The organism is Limosilactobacillus antri DSM 16041 (assembly GCF_000160835.1).
In the GTDB taxonomy this organism is placed as follows: Bacteria; Bacillota; Bacilli; order Lactobacillales; family Lactobacillaceae; genus Limosilactobacillus; species Limosilactobacillus antri.
Genome location: NZ_GG700734.1, coordinates 34,660 through 55,832, shown reverse-complemented (window position 1 = coordinate 55,832; position 21,173 = coordinate 34,660). Strand labels below are relative to the sequence as shown.

The following is a 21,173-nucleotide window of genomic DNA, read 5'->3' as shown; positions in this document are numbered from 1 at the left end:
TTTTATTGCGAATTTTGTCGCCGGTGCTTCAGGCGGATCCCCTTATTTTTCCGGTTCTTCTTGTGCCGGCGCTTCTTCGGCTTTGAAAAGCCGCTCAGGGTTTTGGCAACCGACTTGCGCGTTCCCGCTTCACGATCAAGCTGGGCCCTTTGCAGGTGGCGGTCAGCCTTCTTGACGAACGGCTCGACCTGCTTCCCGGCCACCGGCTTTTGGTCGGTCAGCTGGTCCTGGCTGATGTAAAAGTGCTGAATATCAACGTCCAAGTCCGCGGTTAGCTTGCGCAGATCCCGAATATCGTGGTCGTCGCCGAGGCTAATCACCAGCCCCCGTTCCCCCTGGCGGCCAGTTCGGCCTGCACGGTGAACGTAGGTGTTGGTAGTCGTTGGCAGGTCAAAGTTGACCACGCCGGGCAGCTTCGGAATATCCAGCCCCCGGGCCGCCAAGTCCGTGGTCAGCAGGAGTTTGATCTGCCGCTTGCGGAACATCCGCATCGCCTTTTCCCGTTCCACCTGCCGCTGGCGGCCGCCAAGGGTCCCCACGGCAACGTGTTCGTGGCGCAGCCGGCTCGCTGCGTAGTGCAGGGTCCGGGTACTATTGAAAAAGACCAGGGCCCGGAAGTCCTTGATACTTGCCAGGCGGCGCAGGGTCGCCGTCTTCTGCGCGTTGGTCCGGGCCGCCAGGTAAACGTGCTGGACCGGCCCCCGGGAATGGTCGGTGTCCCGAACATCAAAGGTAACAATGTCCCGGCCGAACATCACGCTGAGCTGGTCCAAAACCGGGGACATTGTTGCGGAGAAAAACGCCAGCTGGGTACTGAGCGGGGTTGCCCGTTCAATATCCTCCACGACCGCCAGGGTATCGTCCTGGAGCAGGTCATCGGCTTCGTCGACCACCATCGTCTGGAGGTGCCCCAGCTTGAGGTGGTGGTTATCCAGCATATGAAGGACCCGCCCCGGCGTGCCAACCACGACATCCGGGTGCTTATGCAACTGCATTACCTGCCGCCGCAGGTTTGCACCCCCGGTCAGGGACTGGACCTTCACGCCGAGAATCGTTCCCCACTCGCGCATCACCCGGGCGGTCTGCAAGGCCAGCTCCTGGGACGGGGCCAGCACCAGGATCTGGGTTCCCGTACCCGGCATCACCTTGGGCAACAGGGGGAGGGTAAAGGCCAGGGTCTTCCCAGACCCCGTCGGCGCAATTCCAAGCACGGACTGGTCCGTCTGGAGGGCCTGGTCGACGGCCGTTTGAATCGCGGTCGGCTGCTGGTAGAGCTTATCAAATTGTTCTTTAAACTGTTCGATCAAATAGCATCATCCTATTCTTGATCATTATCTGCGGGGAACGTTAGGTCGGCGGACTGGCGGAGGGAATACATCACGGAGTTAACCGTCCGCGCCAGCCCCAGCCAGTGCTGGTACTTCTTGACCTGCGCTGGGTCATCGGGGTGGTTGAAGAGGTCGGCGAAGTCGTTCATTTCGTCAGTCATCGAATTCTTGGCAACCGGTGCCTCTAGCGGGTGGGCCTGCTTATCGGCATCGTAGTAGGTTACCTTTTGGGTTTCAAAAATGCTGTCAAAGACCAGGGTGTCCTTGAGCCCGTACACTTCTGACGGCAGGTAGGAGTTGGCGGTCTTGCCAAAGTTCAGGGTCACCGTAAAGTGGTCGTAGTTGAGAATGGCGACCCCCTTCGCGTCGACGCCGGTCTTCGCTAGGGTTGGGTAGTAGACAACCGTGGACGGCTCACCGAACAGGGTTACCGCCCCGTAAACGGCGTAGACCCCTAAGTCCATCAGGGCGCCGCCCGCAAAGTCGAGGGTAAAGATGTTCGGGTAGGGCTGGTCACCGGCCAGGACCTTATCATAGCGTGAGGAATACTTCATCACGGTAATCGTCCCGCCCTGGCAGTGGTGCTCCTTCATCTCGGCAACCTTGGCTACTGCCCGTTCGTAAAGCGGCGTGTGGATGTGCCGGGCCGCTTCCACTAGTCGGGCCTTCGGGTGGGCCGCCAGCAACGATTCAATCGCGCTGAATTCGGCCGGGTTTACGAAGGCCGGCTTTTCCACGATGATAAACTTATCATTTTCGATTGCCAGCCGGACCTGCTGGTAGTGCAGGCTGTTTGGTGAAGCTACGTAAACCACATCAAAGTCGCCCGCGCTGAAGAACTTTTCCAGGTTATCATAGAATTCGGTTGCGCCGTAGGGTTCCCCAAATTCCTTGGCCCGGTCCAGGGTCCGCGAGTAGACAGCCGTCAGTTGGTACTTGCCCGTCGTCTTTGCGGCATCTAACATCTGATCGGTAATGATATGGGTTCCAATAATTCCTAGCTTGAGCATCGCTTTTCTCTCTCCTTTGGTTGACGAATACGTTTGTTACAACTAATTTTACCAATTATTGCTGCTTTTTAACAGAAATGAAATCTTCTCCTAATACAAATGTGTGTATAATTGACCATGAAGTTAATGACTTATCGCATACTTAATTGAGGAGACTGATGGAATATGAAGAAAAAGGGAATGTTACTTTTCGGCGCGGGATTAATGGCTGGGCTCAGCAGCACTTTGGGGTTCAGCCGTAAGAAAAGTAGCACGACAACTGCGTTACCGATTTTTTATACTGGTACTTGGCAATATTATGATAAAGAACGTAATCGGTCCCATCGAATCACCATTTCTCCTGAATTAAAATTAGGGATCGATAACCAGGCAATCCCGGCAACCGTCCAGCAGATTGAAACTGACAAGCTGGTCTTCCTTGATAAGTTCGGCTACCACATTACCATCCGGGCCAACGAACAGCGGCCAGTTTCCCTCACTGACGAAGCGGACGACCAGGTTTACACAATTCAACCAGTTCAATAAATTTTCGAGCGCTGCTAACCAGCGTTTTTTTATTTTAAATTATTTATCGTACGTTCTGTGAGCCGGCGCCTGGTAGTTTTTCATAAAGCGCAGGATTTCATCCAAATCGCTGCTAAAGCGAATTTCCCGCAAGTATTGGTCTTCCAAGAAGCCGGCCTGGTTCATGGTCGCCAGCTGGCGCTTTAAGTCATCGTAATAGCCGCGGTAGTTATAGACGGCGACCGGCTTCGCATTGTCGCCAATCGTTACCCAGGAGGCCGCCTGGCTGATCTCTTCTAGGGTCCCCAAGCCACCCGGAAAGGCGATCATCCCGTCCGCCATGGTCATCATCTTTTCCTTGCGCAGGTCCATGTTGGCAACAATCTGCCGGTCAGTTACCCCGGGAAGGGCCACCCCCCGGTCGTAAAGTTCCTGGGTCAGGATACTGTGAACCACCCCGCCATTGGCGAGCACACCCCGGGCCACGGCCCCCATCAGACCGTGCTGGCCGCCGCCATAAACCAGTTCAATCCGGTGGGCCGCTAGCCATTCGCCGACCTTCTCGGCTTCGACCATGTAGTCCGGGTCCTGGCCCTGAAGAGCCCCACAATAAATTGCTAATCTTTTAATTGTCATCTGCTGTTCCTTCCTTTACTAACTCGTTTAAGGCGGCTAGCTGGCCGCTAATTGCCGCTGCCGCAGTTCGGATTGCCATCTCTTCGACTGGGTATAGTTTCAATAAAATTAGGTTGCCGACTCCCTGCCGGCCCAGTACCGCTGGGAAACTCACGTAACCCGAATATTGGGGCTGGTAAATTGCCACCGGCAGGACCAACTGCTCGTCATTCAGCAGGGCGCTGATTAAGCGGCAGGTCCAGGCAGCCACCGCACTACTATTATAACCGAGGCCCTTGAGGGTATACCAGCTGGAGAGGTCCGCCTGAATTTTAAGCTGGCTCTCGTCTAGGTGATGGCCATTGATGGACTCGTCCACCGCCTGGCCGTTCACCCGGACCGTTGACCAGGCAAAGACCTGCCGGCCAGCGTGCTGCCCGTAAACAAAGCCGCTGACGTTGGCCGGAGCCACATGGGCAGCGTGGGCCACCGCCCGGTGAAGGCGCGCGGTATCAACCACCGTCCCAATCCCCAGCACCTGCTTGGCTGGTAGCCGCAACTGTTCCTGGAGAAAGGCGGTCGCCGCCTCGTTGGGGTCGGCCAGGTTGACCACCAGACCGTTAAAACCGCTGGCCACAATCCGCGGGGCAATTTCCGCGAGGGCCCGGCCCGTTGCTGGCAGCTCCGCCATTGGCCCTTCCTTGCCGCGTGCGCTTTGTCCCACTGCTACCACAAGGAGCTGGGCCGTGGCGAGGGCGGCATAGTCTTGAATGATGATCCGCGGCTGGACCGGCAAGGCCGGCAGGGCATCCGCCAGGTCGCTCTGCACCGCCAGGGCCCGGTCATCGTCACGGTCAATCAAGACCAGTTGATCGACCGCAGCCGTCGCCACCAGCTCGTTTGCCAGGAGCCGGCCCACGTGTCCTAAACCAATAATGCCAATTTTTCGCATCTTTCCGTATCCTTTCTAAAGAAGGGACCGTGACGCGAGCGCCCTAGTCCCTTCCTGGTTATTTGATTATTCTTGAAAAGCGGCTGCTTCGGGAAAGACGTTTAAGACGAAGTCCCGGGCCCCCTTGCCGAAGTCAAAGGATTCCTGGGCCCGGTAGCTTTCCCGGTGGTCGCCAACCGCGAGGATTACCTGGTCCGGAGCCAGCTTGAACTCAACGCCGAGCTCAATGGCCGCTCGAATCAGGCGCTGCACGTCATCGGAGTAGTCCTTGCTAATGGCCTGCAGCGGGTGTTGGTAGCTAATATTGTTCGTGTAGCGGTCGTTGGCGATCTTCAGGCCAAACGACAGTAGGTTACCGTTCTCAATCTGGTCCGCCAGCTGCCCGCTGATCGTCAGTGCGGGGTCCTCCACCCGGCGCTTGGCAAAGGTCAGGGCCAGCCGGTATTCCCGGGGGGCATTGAATTCCTCGACGAATGTTTCCAGCTCCGCAATCAGGGCGCTAGCCGCCTCCTTCATCCAGGCCGTTTCTTCCTTCGGCTTTTGCAGGGCCACCTCATTATTGAGCTGCCGCGCCTGGGCCAGCTTCGCGGTTAAGTCCTCTGGCAATGGTGATACCAGGGCGTCTAGCAGCAGCAGTTCCAGAAAGTTAATCGTGTCGTCACTAATTCCGGTCCTGGACAGCGGATCCAGGTCAAAGTTCCGGAACTCAAGGTAGTCGACCCCCTTAGCGAGGGACCCCTTCAGGTCGGTCACATCCTGGTTATGCCCCCGCAGGCGCACCGGGCCAAAGAACTCCTTCAAACTGTAAAAGGTCCCGTTGTCCATGAACTGCTGTAGCTGGGCAACGTGCTCCTCGAGGGAATTGTAGGTGACCCGCTCACTGGCAATGTTGTCATCCCCAAAGTCGCTCGCCCGAATACTCCGCACCGGCAGCTCCAGTTCGTCAGGAAAACTCTCCGGCATATCTTCGGTGACCGGGCTGGCCCCGTATAAGTACGTAAACAGCCACTGGTAAAGGTAGTAGACCTGGGCCAGCTTAAAGTAGAGCTGGTTGCGGAAAGCAACCTCGCTCGCGTAATCATCCTGGTAGAAACGCTGGTAAAGGGTCGTAATCAGTTGGGGTGCCAGGCCAAAGTTAATGTGGACATCCCCCATGATTTCCTTAACAATTCCGTATTTATTTCCCAGGTAATCATGGTTTTCCTGGTCCCACGGCTTCGTGAAGTCGTCCTTTAAGAAATCCAGGTCGTTCTGGTACAGGGGCGCCGGGGCCATACTTAACGGCCAGAGCCGCTCATCACTGTGGAGGTGCTGAATCATGATCTGCTCCAACATCTTCAGGTGACGGACTGCGGCCGTGCTCCCCACCACGGGCGGCGTCTCAAAGTCAATCATGTCATCGGTAAAGCCGGAATTCAGGTAAATGTTGTGCTGGCGCGACCGCAAGTTCGCTGGGTACGGGTAGCGACTCGCCCGGCCATTGGTCAATACACGATGCTTTTTAGCTTCCAGGCCAAACCGGCAGGCAAACATTTGGGCATTCAATTCGGGCTCCTTCAGTGCCGACTTGATCTGGTCATATCTATCAGCCATCTAGCATCCCCCCATCATATGATCTCGTTCTCCACTCTACCACTTTTAAAAGCGAATGGGCAATCTTTTTTTTGGAGTGGGAAAGCACCTGCCCGTCTAGTTCATCTTCCCGCCCCGTCGACACACAGCAAGCCTATTTAGGATAGGTCAAATCCCCTGCCAGCGGCAGCGGCGAATGTCAACGTGGTTCTCATCTTTAAACGGTACTCCCTCAGCCAGCAGCATCGGCCGTTGGTCAAACCAGCCCGGTACCAGGCGGCCGCTCGCGGTGACCACCCGGTGACAAGGGTGCTTGCCCCGGCCGCCAGCCTTCCCCAGGGCTTTGCCAACCAGGCGGGCGTTGCGGGGCCGGCAAATAATTTGGGCAATCTGCCCGTAGCTGGCGACCCGGCCCAGGGGGATCAGGTCCACCGTGTTCAAAACGTCCTGAATAAACTGCTCATCCATCTTTGCCACGGCTTTCGCCTCCTCGTCCACCGATTATACCCGTTTTACCTGAAAAGAAAAAGCGCCCGAAACTGCCGGGCGTCCATTTCCATTATTGAAGCAACAAGTCGTCTTTACATAAAGAGCCGGGCGAAGGGAATCACCACCAGGTCGACCACGATCCCGCTAATAACAACGCAGACCGAGGCCATTGCGCCTTCCAGGACACCAAACTGGAGGGCCTTGGCGGAACCAATCGTTCCCCCGGTGCCCAGTCCCAGTCCTAACCCGATTTGGGAATGCTGGAGCCGGAACGCCTTGATAAACACATCGGCCAGGGCGTAAATAATCACGGCCTTGACAATGCAGGCAATCGCGGTCACCGCCGAGTTACCGCCAATTGCCTCGGCCACCGGCATCGCGATCGCGGTCGTGGCCGCCTGGGGAAGCATGGCCGCCGCCGAAGAGTGCGACAGGCCCACCAGCTTGCTGGCCCCGAGGATAATAAAGAGGCAGATCACGCTGGAAATCACCAGGGAGATTATAATATCGAGCCAGTATTTTTTCAGGACGTCGTTACGTTTAAACAGGGGAATCGCGAAGGCAATCGTCGCCGGGTTCAGGAACCAGAAGATAATGTCTCCGCCCGGCTTATAGAAGTGCCGGTAGACATAGGCGGTCGACGTCCCCTGGACCTTGCCCCAGATAATTAAAATGATTATCCCGGCCACCATCCCGAAGAATAACGGCTGGAAGAGGAAGAAACCCTTGCTCTTCTTAAATAGCCACTGCCCGGCCAGGAAAACGGCCAGGGAGATGAAGATCCCGGTAAAGGGTAGTGCGAGGTTATTAGTTAATGCTGTCATGCTGCTGCCCTCCCATGATTCGTTTGTGAATTGCAATCACCAGCCGGGTAACGTAGGCGGTTACCACCAGCAGGACGACGGTCGCCACCAGGATGACCAGCAGGATTTGCAGGCCCTCCCGCTTTAAAATCCCCAGGTCATTGGCGATCTGAATGCCGGATGGTACAAAGAGGAAGCCAATCAGGCTGATTAGAAACATTCCCAGGCCCTCGACCCACTCCAGCTTGACAATCCGCAGGGTCAGCAGCAGGTAAAGCAAGACCAAGCCGATTACCGGGGTCGGCACGACAAATGACGGTGGGCAGAGGGCAGAAAGAATGCTCGCCACCCACAGGATACCGGCAAAAATGGCACACTGCACGAGGATTGGTGCCGTTTTGTGATGTTTGTCTTTTCTTGGCATAATCGCGTCCTCCTTAGCTTGAACGGTCTAATTTCACAAACTATTATACAGGAGAATTGCTGGTAATGTAACCGCCTTCAGATAATATTAACATTGGCGATCAACATTTTTCCGGTTGATCGGTGGCGCCTGTTCTCGCTTAGTGTTATCTGCACCAAGCAAATTGCGTGACATTCGCCGCTTTCCCGGTATAATTCATGCTAAAACGCACCCCAAGGAGGAAGCAGCAATGAAGACAGTGCAAAATATCGTTATCGGCTTTGGCAAGGGTGGTAAAACGCTCGCCAAGTTTCTCGCTCAGCAAGGCCAAGAGGTCCTCGTGGTCGAAAAGTCGCGGGAGATGTACGGGGGGACCTGCATTAACATTGCCTGCCTCCCCTCCAAGCGTCTGATCACTGAGGCCGCCCGGGGAACCGACTTTGCGACCGCCATCCAGGGCAAGCGGGAGATGGTTGCCCAGCTGCGGGCCAAGAACTACCATATGCTCGCCGACGAGGACACCATCACCGTTCTGGACGGGACCGCCCGCTTTACCGGCGACCATACGATCAGCGTAACGACGGCCAGCGGCCAGCAGGAATTTACCGGTGAGCGGATTTTCATCAACACCGGTGCCCAGCCGGTGATCCCCGCCATCCCCGGCTTGCGGGAAAGCCCGGCTCTGCTGACGTCCACCAGCGCGATGGAACTCGACAGTTTGCCGCAAAAACTGGTGATCATCGGCGCCGGCTACATCGGCCTGGAATTTGCCGGGATGTTCGCCGAGTTTGGCGCCCAGGTGACCGTGGTTGACCACCACCAGGAATTCCTGCCCCGCGAAGACCTGGATGTCGCAGCGATGGTAAAGGCCAACTTAGAACAACGCGGCGTCACCTTCCGTCTGGGGGTCAGCATTGACCAGGTTGCCACGGCCAATGGTCAGGCCCAGGTGACAATCAGCCAGGATGGGCACCCAGACCGGATCCCTGCCGATAAAATCCTTGCCGCAACCGGGCGCCGGCCTGCGACTGCGGACCTGGGCCTGGAAAATACCGGGATCGCCGTCGATGACCGGGGCGCAGTCAAGGTTGACGACCAGCTCCACACCACGGTGCCAAATGTTTGGGCCATCGGTGACGTCAAGGGCGGCACCCAGTTCACCTACATTTCGCTGGACGACTTCCGGATCATCAAGGACGAGCTCTTTGGCGACGGCAGCCGCCGCGTTAGCAACCGCGGCGCCGTCCCGACCAGCGTCTTTATTGAACCGCCGCTGGCCCAGGTTGGCCTGACGGAAAAGCAGGCCCATGCCCAAAAGCAGGACTACCTGCTCTTCAAGCTTCCCGTTGCCGCGATTCCGAAGGCCAAGGTCCTAAAAGACCAGCGTGGGGTACTCAAGATGCTGGTTGACCCGCAAACCAAGCTGATCCTGGGCGCGACCCTCTACGCCCCGGAAGCTCACGAAATCATTAACATGGTCGCACTGGCAATGCGGGCTAAGCTCCCTTACACCATGCTCCGCGACCAGATTTACACCCACCCGACCATCAGCGAGGCCTTCAACGACCTCCTCAAAAAGCCGCAAGAATAACTAAAACGCCCACGCTGCTGACTATCAAAGTCGCTCGCGTGGGCGTTTGCTTTACAACTTGCGTTCGTACATGTGGACAGGGGTGTCACCAATATCCGCGTAATGGAGGACCAGCTCGCCAGCAAAGCGAAAGCCGCTGTTGAGGTAGGCCCGCTCGGCCGGAACATTGCCCTTCATCACGTCGAGGTGCATTACCGCATATCCCTTGTCTTTCGCAAATTTGGCCAACTCCCGGAGCATTTGCTGTGCCAGTCCCCGGCCCCGGAAGTCCTTGTTGACAGCAAAGAGGTGCAGAACAGCGATTTGCCGGTCCGGCACCAGCTCGGCCCACTCAGCCCGGCGGTAGTTGGGGTCCTCGCCGGCCGTTAAAACTCCGACACTGGCAACTTGGCCGTTCACCAGCCCCTCGACTACCATCCCGTTCTCAATCCGGGCGGCCAAGAGCTCCTGGCTGGGGTAAACACCCCAGTGCCAGTCCGCCCCGTATTCGTCGTTCTGTTGTTGGGCACAGACGTCCTGGTAAAAACGGCAAACCACATCCAAGTCGGCCGCCGTCGCTTGCTTAATCTGCATTCACACCGTGCTCCTTTCCAGATCATTCGTTTTACCAATGATATAAAAAAGGGGCGGGAAAAGCAAAAATGAGCGTGGACGGAATTAGCCGAGCTAGTTTTGTCCACGCTCATTTTTCTTATCATTGGAGAAACGGGCAAGCACCGCCACATCAGCAGTTACCGCTCCTCAAGCAGTCTGCTCTGCGACAACTTGGGGTGGTTGTCCAGCCAGGCCGATTTCTCCCCTCTTTTAGCCTATTACTTAGCGTTCAGGACAAAGCTAAAGTCAATGTCCTGGTCGGCCGGAATGTGGTACTTTGGCTCAACATCGGCACCCCAACTGTCGATTCCGCCGACACCGCGGACCGCACCGGCAATTACCATCACCGTCCGTCGTTCCAGGGGCAGTTCTCCAATGTGGGTGGCATTTTCCAGCTCTTCCGCCGTGTACGGCAGGCAGCTAAAGGCAAACGGCTGCCCCGCTTTTGCCACCTTCAAGCTGAACGGTTCGCCGTCCGGGTCACCTCGACCCAGTCGGTCGCCATGTGCATCCCGTTTTCCTGGGGAACCAGGTACTTGGCGACCGGCAGGCCCTGAATTTGGTAAGTGCCGCGCTTAGCTCCAGCCATCCGGTCCGGGTAGGTTTCACCCGACAGGCCCTGGTATTCAAAACCGGTCGCCGCGGTCGGCATTATCAGCCGGACCCCCATCACGGGCAGCTCTGGCAAGCCGGCTTTACCCGTGTAGTGGACGTGGACCGTAATGGCCCCGCCGACTTCGACGGTATAGGTCATCGTGACCGTGGTAGCGGGGACCGTCAGCGTCTCAAAGGTGTAGACAACCGTCACCCGTTCAGCCGTCTCTTCATTGGAGTAGTGGTCGTTGTCCAGCGGCAGGCCGCCGAAGTCGTGATTGTCTACCGTGACGTTAATCGCGGTGCACTTCTGGAAGCAGTCCGCACCCAGCCACTGGGCTGACTTGACGTTGAAGCCGCTCCCCCGGTCATTATCCGTCGTGGCCCGCCAAAAGGTTGGCACCGGCGTCCGGTAAAGCCATTCCTTGCCGTTAACTTTTAATGATTCCAGGCCGCCCCGTTCGTAGGAAAAGATATAGTGGAAACCGGCACCGCCAACGCCGAGCGAACCGTCACCATAAACAAGGTGTAATTTATTTGTGTAATCCATAGTAGTACCGCACCTCCTGCATTGCCGGCTTCGGTGTCCGATCCGCAAACATCAAGCCATCGCCAGAAAATTCATAGTCGGAGTGGCGGTCGTCAAAGTCGCCACCGTAGCGCATTACCAGCTTACCGCTAACCGGGTCCTTGACCTGGAGAGCCTGGTCGATAAAGTCCCAGATGAAGCCGCCGAAGTATTGCGGGTACTTGTCGAGCAACTCAATGTAGGAGCCCATCCCCCCACAGGAGTTCCCCATGTCGTGCATGTATTCGCACTCCATGAATGGCTTATCCGGGTTATTTTGCAGGTATTCCTCCACCTGCTGTGGCGGCAGGTACATCCAGCTCTCCACGTCAGAAACCTGATCCCGGTAGTCCTTGGTCCCGCCAGCCGGCAGGTAGCTAGCCTTATCCAGGCTCGGGATCTGCTCGCTGTAATCGTGGGTGTGGCAAACCCCTTCGTAGTGGACCAGGCGGCTATCGTCGTGCGCCTTGTAAAATTCCTGCATAGCGACCATGTCGTCGCCGACGAAGGACTCGTTGCCCAGTGACCAGAAGAGGATCGCCGGGTGGTTCTTAAAGGTCTCGTAGTTGGTCCGCGCCCGATCTACCACCGCTTCCTTCCATTGGGGAACGGAACCCGGGACGTTGTAAGACGGGGCGACCCTGCCCATCTTCTGCCAGGTCGCGTGCGACTCCAGGTTGTTTTCGGCCATCATGTAGATCCCGTTGTCATCACACAGACTGTACCAGGGCAGCTGGTCCGGGTAGTGGCAGGTCCGGACAGCATTGATGTTGTTTTCCTTGAAGGTCTGAATATCCTTTTCCATGTCGGCCATCGTGACGGAACGACCCCGCTGAGCGTCCCACTCATGGCGGTTGACCCCGTTGATAATCAGCCGTTGGCCATTGAGCAGCACCACATGGTCCGGGCTGATTTCGATCCGCCGGAAGCCAAAGCGGTACGGGACCAGCTCCAGCAGGTGGCCTGTTTCGTCCTTGACCTCAACCAGCAACTGGTAGAGGTAGGGATGGTGGTTATCCCAAAGGTGGACATCCGCAACCGCCGTTTCGTCCAGTTGGACCTTGGCGGCAACTGGTTTGGTCTGGTCAACAATTACCCGACCGTCAGCGTCCTTAGCGATGACGTGTACCGTCCCCGCCTGCTCACCCGCCAGCTGGAGTTCCAGGTTAAAACGGCCGGTGTGGTAGTCATCGTCGACGGTCGGCCGGATGGTCAGGTCCTCCACGTGGGTCACCGGCTGGGCTAAGAGGTCAACCGAACGGAAAATCCCGGAAAAGCGGAACATATCCTGGTCTTCCAGCCAGGAAGCGGTGCTGTGCTTGAAGACTTCGACCGCCATGACGTTGCCCTCGTCTTGAATATACGGCGTCAGGTCGAATTCGGACGGGGTGAAACTATCCTCGGCATAGCCGATAAAGTGGCCGTTGAGCCAGAGGTACACCGCCCGCTCGACCCCTGCAAAGCGGACCCGGATCTGCTGGCCACGCAATGCCGGGTCGAGGTCAAACTCTTTCCGGTAGAGTCCAACGGTGTTATCAGCGCCGGTGCTAAAGGAGCCTTCCTCCTTGTTCTGACCGTCAACGGCATAGGCCGGGCGCCGATAAATCTTTCCCTCCCACGGAATCAGGGTGTTGATGTAGTTGTTCTGGGCGTAGTCACTCAGTTCAATTTCACTCGGTACCGCAATCGTGCCAAAGTCTGCACAATCGTGGTCCACGGCGTAAAAGTCCGCCGGCCGCTCCTGCGGGTTCTGGGCAAACCGAAATTGCCACTGCCCGTCAAGGGACTGGACAAAGCGGCTACGGTGGTGCGCCCATTCCGCGTAGTTGCCATAGTAATGATGGTCACTATGGGCGGGCAACTGGTTGACCCGGAAAACTTCCGGATCGTCCAACCATTTAATATCTGCATCCATGAATGAAAGACCTCCTCACTAAAACTATCCGCCACTAGTATAGCGCTTTCATTTCAGTGAAGATAGTAAAGATTACTAAACTTTACTAAAAAAGCGGTCGGTGACCAATAAAAACCTAAAAGGGCGAACCACAAAAATCACCGTGATCCGTCCTTAATTATAAAAAGAGTACCTTTTCAGGTACCCCGCCGGCTCGGAACAAGTAACCGGCTGATTCTAATTTACACACCAGCAATCTTATTATCGTAATTATTGACCATACTCTTGTGTCAGTCTCTCCACAGCAGTTTTAGCCTGCCGAATGCAGTCTGGCATTCCAACACCGCCATAAGGTGTCCCAATTAAGAATAAGCCGGGATAGGTCGTTGCTACGTGTTGCTTTAGTTTGGCAACCCGATCCAGATGGCCAACCGTGTACTGAGGTATACTCTGCACTAGCCGGTTAGTTTCAACCCATTGAGGCTTAGCAGAGAAGTGGAGAATCCGTTGTAGTTCATGCAGTGCGATTTCTCCCAGTTCGGCATTAGAATGATTGGCGATTGTTGAGTCACCAGGCTTGCCGATAAAGGCCCGTAGAACAACCCGGTCCTTCGGTACAGTCGCAGTCCACTTATTTGAGATGAAGGTGCAGGCAGTTAGCGGCGTTTGAGTTGCCCTGGTAATGACAAAGCCGTTACCTTTAAGTTCTGCATTAAAACTAGCTCTGTCAAAACTCATCATGGTAATCGCACAGGAGCCAAGGCTCATCTGCCGCACAGTATCAAACGCGTTATCGTCCATAAACCAGTGCTTGTAACAGTCTGGTGGAGTCGTAATAATTACATTATTTGCGGTAATAGCTGTATTATCGTTAATCATTAGATGGAAAGAGCCATCCTGGTGCCCCTGCTGGTACTCAATCGCAGAAACACTACTGTTTTTATGAAGGGTCACATTATCCGGCATTTGGCTAATCAAGGCATCGAGTACTGAAGCCAGCCCGTGCTTTAACTGACGGAATATTCCCTTACGTTGCGGTACGCGACGTTTTTCAAGTCTAAGACACCACGGATCAGGTTTCCAGACCGCCGCTCCATCTGATGAAACTGTGGAAACGCTGAATCGAGGCTCAGTTTATAGATGTCGCCACCATATATACCAGCCATTAATGGTTCAATTAGCTGGGCTACCATTTCTTCCCCTAAATGATACTTAAAGAAATCGCCAATTGAAACGTCGCCTTGATTAGAATACGGCCGTTTAAAGTAGTCACTGAGAACTCTGAATTTTGCTGCTGTTGATAGCAATCTTGTTTCCGCAAAGGGAATTAGCTTGGTTGGAATACCAACAATTGAGCCCCCTGGGATAGGATAAAGCTTTCGACGACTATAAATATAAGCCTGGTCGGTCTTGTTAATAACAACATCCTTACTAAGGCCGAGCTCAGTTACTAGCTTAGTCATGGCTGGCTTCCTGGCCAGGTAAGAGTCTGGCCCCATTTCAACGGTATATCTCTGAATATGCTTAGTTTGCACTTTACCGCCGAACCGGTCAGCACTTTCATATAGCTGGATGTCCCACATAGGCTTTGCTTTCCCAAGATAGTACGCTGCTGAGAGTCCAGACAGACCACCGCCGACAATAACGACTTTTTTCATAATGCGGTCCCTCCTCATACATCTAGTCAAACAATACGCAATTAACTTACATTTTAATGAATAAAATCAACAATTACCAGGATCATATTCTTAGCCGCTTCTTATATACTTCATTATTGCAAATGCGCTTTTAAAAAGTCCCCAAAATGAAAAATCTAGCATTGATCGGCATATTAGAGGACAAACTTTCCTTCAATAATTGGCTTTTGAACTTCCCGCAGTCTCGAATTTAATAGATCATAGAGAAACAATCTTTTACTTTCGTCCAGTTCATTATCAGCCATTCGCTTAATCCCTGCAGGTGTTAAGCTATGGAACCAGTCATAAAATTCCGTTGCCTTATCCATAATAATCATCTCCTCTGCTCAATCTAAAGATATGTCCTCGTTATAATTTTGCGGGATTCTTTCCTCGTTGTATACGCCCATCGTTTTCTTAAATTCTCTGTAAATAATCAGACAGCAGACGCAGGCTATCTTACATACCTGCTTTAGTTCACTTACTCCTTTAATTCAACGCAAAAAAACACCCGACCGATAATTAAATCAGTCGGGCATTTTTAGTAGTGCGGCCAAGAGGACTTGAACCTCCACGGTCTAAACGACCATAAGATCCTTAATCTTACGCGTCTGCCAATTCCGCCATGGCCGCGTCAACAAATAGTATTATAGCAAGCTGACTACTTGTTGACAAGCCCTTTTTTAATTTTTTAGGTAAAAGTGGTGACCACACCGCCGGCAGACGTAGCGCCGGGTATTAAAGCGCCGCTGGCGGCCAATCGTAATCCCGCAGCCCGAACACTGGTAGACCCACTTGACCTTCCGCGGCCGCGCCTTGCTGGTCACCGGCGCGTAGCGGGAACCACCGACCTGGGCTAGCAGGGTCCGAAAGGCGGTACTGCGGTGGTGGTAGTCCTGGCCGGTCTGGTGGAGGTGGTAGTGACACAGCTCGTGGAGGACCACCCGCTTGAGGTTGGCCAGGTCAAACTCGGTGTACATCAGCGGGTTAATATCAATGTGGCCATCCTCCAGGTGGTAACGGCCCCCGGTCGTCTTGAGCCGGGAATTGAAAAAGATCCGGTGGGCAAAGGGCCGGTGGAAGGCCGCCAGTGACCACTGTTCCGTCAACCGCTGCAGGTCTGCGTTATTCATTCACGGTCGCCGGATTCAGCATGGTCAGCTGAATCCGCTGCCGCTTCAGGTCAACGCTGTCAATCCACACGTCCACAATGTCGCCCACGGAAACAACCGACCGCGGATCGCGGGTAAACTTCTTGGTCATCTTGGAAATGTGAACTAAACCGTCGTGCTTGACCCCGATGTCAACAAAGGCCCCGAAGTCGACCACGTTGCGGACCGTGCCCTGCAGCTGCATTCCCGGTTTCAGGTCCTCAATCGTCATCACGTCATGGCGCAGCAACGGCGCCGGCATCGAGTCCCGCAGGTCGCGGCCCGGCTTTTGCAGGGAGGCCATGATATCGTTAACGGTCGCCTCCCCGGCCTTGGCCGTCGTAAATTCCGCCGGGTCCAGTTGCCGAATCCGCTTTGTTGCCCCGGGGGTGCCCAGGTCGGCTACTGCCACGCCCGCCTTGTCCATCATTGCCGCCGCAATTGGGTAGCTCTCGGGGTGGACGTCGGTGTTATCGAGCGGGTTCTCGCCGTTGACGATCCGCAAGAAGCCCACCGACTGCTGGAAGGCTTTCGGTCCCAGCCGCGGCACGTCTTTGAGCTGCTGCCGGTTGGTGTAGCGGCCGTTGTCATCCCGGTACTTGACAATGTTCTTGGCAATCGTCTTGTTCAGGCCAGAAATCTGGCTGAGCAGCTGGTAACTGGCCGTGTTCAGGTTAACCCCGACCCGGTTGACCGCCCGCTCCACGATGGCGTCCAGTTCCCCGCTCAGCTCCTTCTTCGGCAAGTCGTGCTGGTACTGGCCGACCCCGATCGATTGCGGGTCAATCTTGACCAGTTCGGCCAGTGGATCCTGGAGCCGCCGCCCAATCGAGATGGCACTCCGCTGTTCAACGTGCAGGTCGGGGAATTCGTCCCGGGCTTCCTGGCTCGCAGAGTAAACAGAGGCCCCCGCTTCGTTGACGATCACGTAGTAAACTGGGCGATCAATCTTCTTAAGCGCCGCCGCGACGAACTGTTCCGACTCCCGGCTGGCGGTTCCGTTCCCAATCGCAATCATCTCGACATGGTACTTCTCCAAGAGCTCGATGAATTCGCCTTCCGCCGCGGCCCGTTGCTTTTCCGGCGCCGGCTTGTGGGGGTAAATCACCGCCTTAGTCAGGAACTTGCCGTTCTCATCCAGGACGGCCAGCTTGCAACCGGTCCGGTAGGCGGGGTCAAAGCCGAGCACGACCTTGCCCTTAATTGGCGCCTGCATCAGCAGGTGGTAGAGGTTTTCGCCAAAGACCTTAATCGCCTGCTGGTCAGCAGCATCCGTCAGCTGCCGCCGCAGCTCTCGTTCAATTGCCGGGCCTAAGAAACGCTTATAGGCGTCGGCCGCGGCTTCTTCGATAAAGGTCGTGGCCTGGTTCTCCTTCTTCGTCCGGAGCAGGCGGAACTTGAGGTAGTTCAGGACAGCCGTTTCATCAACCGCTAGTTTAACGGACAAAACGTCCTCCTTTTCACCCCGGTTGATCGCCAGCACCTGGTAAGAGTTCAGGCCCTTTACGGCACTAGCAAAGTCGTAATACTGCTTGTAGGTCTTTAGCTCATCCTTTTCCTCGCCACCCTTCTTCAGGCTGGTGACCAGCTGGCCGTGGTTATTGGTAAAGTTCCGTAACCAGGCCCGGACCGTTACCATCTCAGAGATGGCCTCGGCCAGGATTTCATGGGCCCCCTCAAGAGCTGCTTCCGGGCTCTCAACGTCAGCGTTGACGAATTCGGCCGCCTTAGCCGCCAGGTCGCCGTCAGGGTAGGTTAACAGCCAGTTGGCCAGCGGCGCCAGTCCGGCGGCCTTGGCCTTCTGGGCCTTGGTCTGCCGCTTCTGCTTGTATGGCAGGTAGAGGTCCTCCACCGTTTGCAGGTCGGTGGCGGCGCGAATCTGCTTTTCCAGGGCAGGAGTCAGCTTGCCCTGCTCCTTGATCTTGTTGACCACCGTTTCCTGCCGTTCACGCAGGCTGGCAACGTGGTGGTACTGATCGCGAATTTCCTGCAACTGAACTTCATCCAGGGTCCCGGTCATTTCCTTCCGGTACCGCGCGATGAAGGGAATCGTGTTCCCCTCATCCATCAGCTGCAGGGCGGCACTAACCTGCTTGTGCCGCAGCTTCGGCAGCTGCTGACTTACTAGTTGAACAATTTGTTGATCCATTCGGTCCTCCGTCTAAAAACTACTTCCACCAGGAATCGAGCGGACTAATCGGCTGGTGACGCTTGTGCCGCGTCTTCTTGTACCAGTCCTCAATCTTTTCGGCAACCTTGTCGGCAATCTGGTGGCCCTCAAGGTAATTATCAATATCTTCATAGCAAACGCCCAGCGCCTCTTCGTCCGGCCGCATCGGCTGGTCATCTTCCAGGTCCGCGGTCGGCACCTTTTCATAGAGGGACTTAGGGGCCTGGAGGTACTCCAGCAGAGCCTTCCCCTGCCGCTTATCCAGCCCAGACAGGGGCGTGATGTCGGCCCCGCCGTCACCAAACTTGGTGTAAAAGCCGGTGACCGCTTCGGCAGCGTGGTCGGTTCCCACAACGGCGCCGTGGTTAGCGCCAGCAATCGCATATTGGACAATCATCCGTTCCCGGGCCTTGATGTTCCCCTTGTTGAAATCGCTGATCTGGGCTCCCGCCGCTTCGACAGCCGCGACCATGGCGTCGGTCGCCGGCTTAATGTTGACCCGCAGTGTCTGGTCAGGCTTGATGAAATCATTAATTGCTTTCATGGCGTCAGACTCATCCGCCTGTTCGCCGTATGGCAGCCGGACCGCGATGAATTGGTAGTGCTTATCCGGTGCTTTTTGCCGCAGCTTTTCCACGGCCAATTGACACAGCCGCCCTGTCAGGGACGAGTCCTGACCACCAGAAATCCCCAGGACCAGGGTCGTCATCCCCGTCTTTTGCAAAAAGTCACTGATAAACTGAACCCGCTTGTCCACTTCCTCTTGCGGGTCAATTTGGGGTTTCACCTTCAACGTATTAATAATTGATTTTTGTAACTGCCGCATTTTCCTTCTCCTTAATTCTCAAGGCCCTTAACGTACTCGTTAACCTGGTGAATCAGCTTCATCTTGTTGTCGTAGCACCGTTGCGAAAGGTCAACCGGGTAGACCTCCGGGTTCAAATCCCGTTTGTACTCGTCCCAGAGCGCTGCCAGGCTCGCAATCCGGTGATCGCGGATTTCCTCCAGGGTCGGTTCGGTGTAGACAAACTCGCCATCCCGCCAAATCTCCTTGAGCATCGGCCGGGCAGTAAAGTCACTGACGTCCTTTTGCTGGAGCGGGAAGCGCGGGTTGAACATGTTGATCTGGCTGAGCTTGCGCGGGTCTTCGTCGGCCAGGGTAATATAGTCGCCCTCGCTCTTGCCGTCCAGCCGGTCGTTGATCCGCCAGACCTGCTTTTTGCCCGGCGTCGACATCTTGCTGACGTTGTTGGAAATCTTAATGGTGTCGACCATCTCGCCATACTCGTTTTCAAAGGCAACCAGCTTGTAGACCGCCCCCAGGGTTGGCTGGTCATAGGCGGTAATCAGCTTGGTCCCGATTCCCCAGACGTCGATCTTGGCGCCCTGCATTTTCAGGTTTTGGATCGTCTTTTCGTCCAGACCGTTCGAGGCAAAAATCTTGGCGTCCGGGAAGCCGGCTTCGTCCAGCATCGTCCGCACCCGCTTGGACAGGTAGGCCATGTCGCCACTGTCAATCCGGACCCCCTGGAAGTTGATCTTGTCGCCGAATTCTTTAGCGACCTTGATCGCGTTCGGTACCCCGCTCTTGAGGGTATCAAAGGTATCCACCAGGAAGACGCAATCGTGGTGGGTCTGCGCGTAGGCCTTAAAGGCGTCGTAGTCATTCATGTACGCCTGAACGAGGGCGTGGGCGTGGGTCCCAGAAATCGGGATCCCGAAGAGCTTGCCGGCCCGGACATTGCTGGTGGCGTTAAAGCCGCCGATGTAGGCCGCCCGGGTTCCCCAAATCGACGCGTCAAGTTCCTGGGCACGCCGGGTTCCGAATTCCATCACACTCTGGTCCCCAACCACGGAGCGGATCCGTGACGCCTTGGTTGCAACCATAATCTGGTAGTTAAGGATGTTTAAGAGCGCCGTTTCGACCAGCTGGGCCTCAATCATCGGTGCGTCCACCTGCAGGATCGGTTCGTGGTTAAAGACAAAGTCCCCCTCTTCAAAGCTCCGCAATGAGCCGGTGAAGCGGAAGTCGCGGAGGTATTCCAGGAAGTCATCGTCAAACTGGCCGGTTGACTTGAGGTAGTCAATGTCGCTGGCCGTAAAATGGAGGTTCTTAATGTAACGGATGATGTGGTCGAGGCCGACGAATACGGCGTAGCCATTGTTGAACGGCATTTTCCGGAAGAAAGACTCAAACACCGCCCGCCGGTTGCCCATCCCCTGCTTCCAGTAGGTCTGCATCATGCTCAGCTCATAGGCATCGGTGTGTAAAGCAAGGCTATCATCTGGATAATCAAATTTCATTGTTCTTTATTCCCTTTCAGTCTAGTTAATAACACGGTAACAAAAATTATTCTTAATATAGCAGAACGGGAGCTTAATTCCAACGGTTTTCCCATTTGCCGCTAAAGACAGGCGGCGGTTGGTAACGAACCAGTCAGTCCCGTCCTACCCTCATTTTTCGAGGACAAATTCAAAGCGGGAGCCGACGTACTGGGTGTGGACGTACTCAAACGGCCGGCCGTCCTGCAAATAGGACAGCTGGGTCATCCGCAAGAGCGGGTCGCCGCGTTTAACGTCCAGGTAGGTGGCAATCCGTTCCGTAGCCTTAGTTGCGGAAATGTGCTGGGTCGCGTGGCCCGGGTAAAGGTGGGCCTTCTGCTCTAAGGTCCGGTAAAAGGAGCTGGTAATTTCTTCCCGGCTAAAGTCCTTGACCAGGGTCGCCGGGACCGTGGCAATTTCGTAGCAGATCGGAATCTCATTGCCAGAGCGGACCCGCTCCATCCGCAGCACCTGTTCTCCCGCCGGCAGCTTCAGCTTTTCGATTTCGGTTTGGGAGGGCACCGTTAAGTGGTAAGAAATGGTCTTGCTAGACGGCGTCTTCCCGGCCGCCAGCATTAACTCGGTAAAACTGGTGACCCCAGCCATTTTTTCCTGCACCTTGCGGTTAGCCACGAAGGTCCCCGAGCCGACCCGGCGTTCGAGGATTCCCTCATCAACCAGGGCCTGGATTGCCTGACGCAGGGTCATCCGACTGACGTTAAACTGGTTGGCCAGCTCCCGTTCCGCCGGAATCTTTTGGCCGACCCGCCACTTATCATTTTCGATATTCTCCCGCAGTTGATTATGAATTTGAATGTAGACCGGTGAGCCCATGACGTATTCCTCCTTATGCCAATACAATTCTCTGTCATACTTCGTCTTATTCTACCACTTTTTTAGTCATCTAGACCAATTTTGTTTACTCCTGGGAGCACGC

20 protein-coding genes, 1 tRNA gene and 1 pseudogene are annotated in these 21,173 nt (G+C 55.4%); 2 read left to right on the top strand and 20 right to left on the bottom strand.

Features of this window, described 5'->3' with window-relative positions:
* Positions 1 to 2: 2 nt before the first annotated feature.
* Positions 3 to 1,307: a DEAD/DEAH box helicase gene (locus HMPREF0494_RS07765; protein WP_007124402.1), complete on the bottom strand. Its 1,305-nt coding sequence runs from the start codon at positions 1,305 to 1,307 to the stop codon at positions 3 to 5.
* A gap of 11 nt (positions 1,308 to 1,318) precedes the next feature.
* Positions 1,319 to 2,338 (bottom strand): Gfo/Idh/MocA family protein, encoded by a 1,020-nt coding sequence (locus tag HMPREF0494_RS07760; protein ID WP_007124401.1) that lies wholly within the window; start codon positions 2,336 to 2,338, stop codon positions 1,319 to 1,321.
* A gap of 165 nt (positions 2,339 to 2,503) precedes the next feature.
* Here HMPREF0494_RS07760 and HMPREF0494_RS07755 point away from each other — a divergent pair, with 165 nt between their 5' ends.
* Positions 2,504 to 2,863 (top strand): DUF4828 domain-containing protein, encoded by a 360-nt coding sequence (locus HMPREF0494_RS07755; protein WP_003713184.1) that lies wholly within the window; start codon positions 2,504 to 2,506, stop codon positions 2,861 to 2,863.
* Between the two features lie 39 nt (positions 2,864 to 2,902).
* Here the strand turns inward: HMPREF0494_RS07755 and HMPREF0494_RS07750 are convergent, their stop codons facing one another.
* From HMPREF0494_RS07750 to HMPREF0494_RS07725, 6 genes are all read right to left on the bottom strand, one after another.
* Positions 2,903 to 3,478 (bottom strand): LOG family protein, encoded by a 576-nt coding sequence (locus HMPREF0494_RS07750; RefSeq protein WP_007124400.1) that lies wholly within the window; start codon positions 3,476 to 3,478, stop codon positions 2,903 to 2,905.
* Positions 3,468 to 4,409 carry a lactate/malate family dehydrogenase gene (locus HMPREF0494_RS07745; RefSeq protein ID WP_007124399.1) on the bottom strand — a complete coding sequence of 314 codons (942 nt, stop codon included), beginning with the start codon at positions 4,407 to 4,409 and terminating at the stop codon, positions 3,468 to 3,470. Before HMPREF0494_RS07745 ends, HMPREF0494_RS07750 begins: the two co-directional genes overlap by 11 nt.
* 66 nt (positions 4,410 to 4,475) lie before the next feature.
* Entirely contained in the window at positions 4,476 to 6,002 is a 1,527-nt protein-coding gene (locus HMPREF0494_RS07740) for a glutamate--cysteine ligase (RefSeq protein ID WP_007124398.1), read from the bottom strand.
* A 147-nt stretch (positions 6,003 to 6,149) separates the two neighbouring features.
* Positions 6,150 to 6,458 carry an MGMT family protein gene (locus HMPREF0494_RS07735; RefSeq protein ID WP_040458949.1) on the bottom strand — a complete coding sequence of 103 codons (309 nt, stop codon included), beginning with the start codon at positions 6,456 to 6,458 and terminating at the stop codon, positions 6,150 to 6,152.
* A 104-nt stretch (positions 6,459 to 6,562) separates the two neighbouring features.
* Positions 6,563 to 7,294, bottom strand: a complete 732-nt coding sequence (locus HMPREF0494_RS07730; RefSeq protein ID WP_007124396.1) for an LrgB family protein — start codon at positions 7,292 to 7,294, stop codon at positions 6,563 to 6,565.
* Positions 7,278 to 7,697 (bottom strand): CidA/LrgA family protein, encoded by a 420-nt coding sequence (locus HMPREF0494_RS07725; protein WP_007124395.1) that lies wholly within the window; start codon positions 7,695 to 7,697, stop codon positions 7,278 to 7,280. The genes HMPREF0494_RS07730 and HMPREF0494_RS07725 overlap by 17 nt, the downstream gene beginning before the upstream one ends.
* A 229-nt stretch (positions 7,698 to 7,926) precedes the next feature.
* Between HMPREF0494_RS07725 and HMPREF0494_RS07720 the strand changes: the two genes are divergently transcribed.
* Complete coding sequence (locus HMPREF0494_RS07720; RefSeq protein WP_007124394.1) at positions 7,927 to 9,267, top strand: FAD-dependent oxidoreductase; 1,341 nt, start codon at positions 7,927 to 7,929, stop codon at positions 9,265 to 9,267.
* A gap of 51 nt (positions 9,268 to 9,318) precedes the next feature.
* On the opposite strand, the gene HMPREF0494_RS07715 is transcribed toward HMPREF0494_RS07720, so the two are convergent.
* From HMPREF0494_RS07715 to HMPREF0494_RS07665, 12 genes and pseudogenes are all read right to left on the bottom strand, one after another.
* A complete protein-coding gene (locus HMPREF0494_RS07715; protein ID WP_007124393.1) occupies positions 9,319 to 9,840 on the bottom strand; it encodes a GNAT family N-acetyltransferase in 522 nt (173 codons plus the stop codon).
* A gap of 239 nt (positions 9,841 to 10,079) precedes the next feature.
* Positions 10,080 to 11,005 (bottom strand): annotated as a pseudogene (locus HMPREF0494_RS07710) (beta-galactosidase small subunit).
* Positions 10,989 to 12,938, bottom strand: a complete 1,950-nt coding sequence (locus HMPREF0494_RS07705) for a glycoside hydrolase family 2 TIM barrel-domain containing protein (protein WP_007124390.1) — start codon at positions 12,936 to 12,938, stop codon at positions 10,989 to 10,991. Before HMPREF0494_RS07705 ends, HMPREF0494_RS07710 begins: the two are co-directional and overlap by 17 nt.
* Positions 12,939 to 13,187: 249 nt before the next feature.
* Entirely contained in the window at positions 13,188 to 13,916 is a 729-nt protein-coding gene (hemG, locus tag HMPREF0494_RS11735) for a protoporphyrinogen oxidase (RefSeq protein WP_263862898.1), read from the bottom strand.
* 8 nt (positions 13,917 to 13,924) lie between these two features.
* The gene (hemG, locus tag HMPREF0494_RS11730; RefSeq protein ID WP_050759655.1) at positions 13,925 to 14,575 is read right to left on the bottom strand and encodes a protoporphyrinogen oxidase; all 651 of its coding nucleotides are present in this window, start codon (positions 14,573 to 14,575) and stop codon (positions 13,925 to 13,927) included.
* A 173-nt stretch (positions 14,576 to 14,748) separates the two neighbouring features.
* Positions 14,749 to 14,922, bottom strand: coding sequence for a hypothetical protein (locus HMPREF0494_RS11405; protein ID WP_169304281.1), 174 nt, complete (start codon positions 14,920 to 14,922; stop codon positions 14,749 to 14,751).
* A 219-nt stretch (positions 14,923 to 15,141) separates the two neighbouring features.
* A tRNA-Leu gene (locus HMPREF0494_RS07690) sits at positions 15,142 to 15,226 on the bottom strand.
* A 50-nt stretch (positions 15,227 to 15,276) separates the two neighbouring features.
* Entirely contained in the window at positions 15,277 to 15,726 is a 450-nt protein-coding gene (locus HMPREF0494_RS07685; protein WP_007124386.1) for a SprT family protein, read from the bottom strand.
* Complete coding sequence (locus HMPREF0494_RS07680) at positions 15,719 to 17,893, bottom strand: Tex family protein (protein ID WP_007124385.1); 2,175 nt, start codon at positions 17,891 to 17,893, stop codon at positions 15,719 to 15,721. The genes HMPREF0494_RS07685 and HMPREF0494_RS07680 overlap by 8 nt, the downstream gene beginning before the upstream one ends.
* Positions 17,894 to 17,912: 19 nt before the next feature.
* The gene (nadE, locus tag HMPREF0494_RS07675) at positions 17,913 to 18,740 is read right to left on the bottom strand and encodes an ammonia-dependent NAD(+) synthetase (RefSeq protein WP_007124384.1); all 828 of its coding nucleotides are present in this window, start codon (positions 18,738 to 18,740) and stop codon (positions 17,913 to 17,915) included.
* Between the two features lie 11 nt (positions 18,741 to 18,751).
* Positions 18,752 to 20,218, bottom strand: a complete 1,467-nt coding sequence (locus HMPREF0494_RS07670) for a nicotinate phosphoribosyltransferase (protein WP_007124383.1) — start codon at positions 20,216 to 20,218, stop codon at positions 18,752 to 18,754.
* Between the two features lie 150 nt (positions 20,219 to 20,368).
* The gene (locus tag HMPREF0494_RS07665; protein WP_007124382.1) at positions 20,369 to 21,070 is read right to left on the bottom strand and encodes a GntR family transcriptional regulator; all 702 of its coding nucleotides are present in this window, start codon (positions 21,068 to 21,070) and stop codon (positions 20,369 to 20,371) included.
* Positions 21,071 to 21,173 lie beyond the last annotated feature (103 nt).